Source organism: Thermoactinomyces intermedius (genome assembly GCF_013912365.1).
GTDB classification, from domain to species: domain Bacteria; phylum Bacillota; class Bacilli; order Thermoactinomycetales; family Thermoactinomycetaceae; genus Thermoactinomyces; species Thermoactinomyces intermedius.
In genome coordinates this window covers 1-2,851 of the sequence record NZ_JACETT010000088.1, presented here as the reverse complement: position 1 = coordinate 2,851, position 2,851 = coordinate 1, and the positions used below count along the sequence as shown (strand labels likewise).

Below are 2,851 nucleotides of genomic sequence, written 5' to 3'. Positions count from 1 at the left end.
CGGGTGCCAGCATGCGGCACGGACCACACCACGGAGCCCAAAAGTCAACCAAAACGGTCCCCGCTTCTTTGCTTTGTACTTCTTTATCAAAATTTTCATCCGTAATTTCCACGATTGCCATTCGTTACTGCCTCCTTAAATTTTGCTTGCGCATCATGATCCAAACCAAAAACATCTTTGGCTTTCACAGTGTAGTATACCACTTTAGAAAAAAAAGTACCAAGTCATTTTGTTAGTAAACCAAAAAGAAGAGCACAAGGGGAGTGCTCTTCCATCCTAATCCAGTATCATTCCTTATTGCTGTTCACTTAACAACTTTTTAAACTCTTCCGTCAGCATCGGAACCACTTCAAACAAGTCGCCGACGATGCCGTAATCCGCCACTTGGAAAATCGGAGCTTCCGGGTCTTTGTTGATCGCAACGATGACTTTGGAGTTGGACATCCCCGCCAAATGCTGGATTGCTCCTGAAATTCCACAGGCAATGTACAAATCGGGGGTCACCACTTTACCGGTTTGACCGATTTGCAACGCATAGTCACAATATCCGGAATCGCAAGCCCCCCGGGAAGCGCCGACGGCTCCTCCCAATACATCCGCCAGCTCGTACAGGGGTTTGAATCCTTCCTCACTTTTCACCCCGCGACCTCCGGAGACGACCACGCGTGCTTCGGTCAAATCCACGCCGTCCGAAGCTTTTTTAACCACATTTTTGACAATGGTCCGCAATAAATCTTTGTCCAGATCCACGCTGAGCGCCTCAACATCCGGCGTACGGCCGGGATCCGGCTCTTCCTTTGGAATATTGTTGGGGCGGAATGTTGCAAAGATCACGCCGTCTTTCACCACTTTTTTCACAAACGCTTTCCCTGCGTAGATGGGGCGGGTGAAGACAACTTTTCCATCTTCCACCTCAATATGGGTGCAATCGCTGATCAACCCGTAACCCAAACGGGCCGCAATGCGCGGGCACAAATCTTTTCCCACCGCCGTGTGGCCGGTAAAAATCACATCCGGGTTGACATGCTCAATCACTTTTTTAAAGGCTTGGAAATAAGCATCCGTGGTATATTGATCCAATTCGCCGTTTTCCACAACGATCACTTTATCGGCACCATGATGGGCCAGCGGTTCCGCCAAATCTTTGGCAAAACTGCCGAAAACCGTGGCGGTGACCGTCCCGCCTTCTGCCACCTGTTTTGCCGCTGCCAGCGATTCAAATGTCACATTTCTGAGTTTCCCCTCACGCACGTCTGCAAGAACCAATACATGTTTGCTCATGATTCGCTCCTCCTCGCTGTTAAATCACCTTTGCTTCAGAGTGCAACAATTGAACCAATTCTTTTACCTGATCTTCCAACTCGCCTTCCAAAATTTTTCCTGCTTGTTTTTTGGGCGGCAGGAATACTTCGGTCGTTTCGGTTTTGGCCTGAATCTCTTCTTCTTCCAAGTCCAAATCATCCAGATCCAAACGGGAAAGCGGTTTCTTTTTGGCTTTCATAATTCCGGGAAGCGAAGGATAACGAGGATCATTCAATCCTTGCTGTGCCGTCACCAAAATCGGGAGGGTTGATTCGATGTATTCAACATCCCCTTCCACGTCTTTTTCCACTGAAACTTTTTCGCCCTCAATTTCCAATTTGGTAATGGTGGAAATATGGGGAATCCCGAGCAATTCAGCCAGTCTGGGCCCCACTTGGGCAGACCCGTCATCCACAGCCATGTATCCGCACAAAATAATGTCATATTCCAGGTCTTCTTCTTCGATCGTCGCAGCCAGGATTTGGGCGACGGAATGTTCATCCAGTTCTTCATCAAGATCTTCGGTATCGACAATGACTCCTTTGTCCGCCCCCATGGCCATGGCGGTGCGAAGTGCTTGTTCAGCCCGTTCCGGACCGATGGTGATGACCGTCACTTCCCCGCCGTGCTCTTCTTTCAGGCGGACGGCTTCTTCCACCGCATATTCATCATAAGGGTTGATCACAAACTCGACGCCATCCTCACTGATCTGACCATTTTCAATCGTGATTTTTTCTTCGGTGTCAAACGTCTGCTTGAGACAAACGAGAATGTTCATCTTCCACTCCCCCTTGTTATCGGCTGTTTTTTATTTCTTCATCCCATGAATGAATAAACGGTGAATCTCGTCGATCTGGTCCAACAGGCTGTATTTAAAACCATTCATAATCCAAGATGTCACCGTTTCATCCAAGGTTCCAAACACCATTCTGCGGGCAATCCGCACATCCAGATCTTCGTGAAACACACCCGCCTTTTTTCCGTTTAAAATGACATTGTCAATGATATCCAAGTACCTCTTTAAGATATTGTTGATTCCTTTTCGCACTTCCGGATTGGACTGCCTCAGTTCGATTTGGGTAACCAGTGCCAATTTGCGGTCTTTTTCCAAGTTTTCGAAATGGAGTTTGATCAAATGGTACAGTTGCTCTTCAGGGGATGTGATTTGACTCAATTCTTTTTCGGCCTGGCTGATAAAGGAACCCATTTTTTCATCAAACAGTGAAACCAAGACATCATCCTTGTTTTCAAAATAAAGATAGATGGTGCCGTCAGCCACCTTGGCTTCACGGGCAATCTTAGATATCTGGGCATTATGATAACCATATTCGGCAATCACTCTTACTGCAGCGTCAATGATTGCTTCATATTTTTCCCCGGTTCTTTTAGCCATCTCTCCAAATCCTCTCCGGCCTTTTATGAATGACTATTCATTCAATTTTTAGTTTAGGATAACCGCTTTCAATTGTCAATTGATTTGAACAGATTTTATTATATCAAATTAATCCTATTATAGAAATTTTCAAGATAAATTTATGCATTCTTTTTG

Annotated in this window: 4 protein-coding genes; all 4 read right to left on the bottom strand. The window is 46.2% G+C overall.

Translation table 11 applies throughout. The features are described 5' to 3' along the window. Positions 1-121, bottom strand: a 121-nt coding sequence (locus H1R82_RS14245; protein WP_220272550.1) for a thioredoxin family protein, incomplete at its 3' end; no start/stop codon positions are given. A 173-nt stretch (positions 122-294) separates the two neighbouring features. Continuing rightward, positions 295-1,281, bottom strand: a complete 987-nt coding sequence (locus H1R82_RS14240; protein WP_181731951.1) for an electron transfer flavoprotein subunit alpha/FixB family protein — start codon at positions 1,279-1,281, stop codon at positions 295-297. Between the two features lie 19 nt (positions 1,282-1,300). Continuing rightward, positions 1,301-2,080 (bottom strand): electron transfer flavoprotein subunit beta/FixA family protein, encoded by a 780-nt coding sequence (locus tag H1R82_RS14235; RefSeq protein WP_181731952.1) that lies wholly within the window; start codon positions 2,078-2,080, stop codon positions 1,301-1,303. Between the two features lie 30 nt (positions 2,081-2,110). Beyond that, positions 2,111-2,695, bottom strand: coding sequence for a fatty acid metabolism transcriptional regulator FadR (gene fadR, locus H1R82_RS14230; RefSeq protein ID WP_181731953.1), 585 nt, complete (start codon positions 2,693-2,695; stop codon positions 2,111-2,113). Between the last annotated feature and the right edge of the window lie 156 nt (positions 2,696-2,851).

What these genes read in the sequence shown, in the direction of transcription:
- fadR (WP_181731953.1), bottom strand. Translation starts at nt 2,695, where the DNA reads ATGGCTAAAAGAACCGGGGAAAAATATGAAGCAATCATTGACGCTGCA.
- H1R82_RS14235 (WP_181731952.1), bottom strand. Translation starts at nt 2,080, where the DNA reads ATGAACATTCTCGTTTGTCTCAAGCAGACGTTTGACACCGAAGAAAAA.
- H1R82_RS14240 (WP_181731951.1), bottom strand. Translation starts at nt 1,281, where the DNA reads ATGAGCAAACATGTATTGGTTCTTGCAGACGTGCGTGAGGGGAAACTC.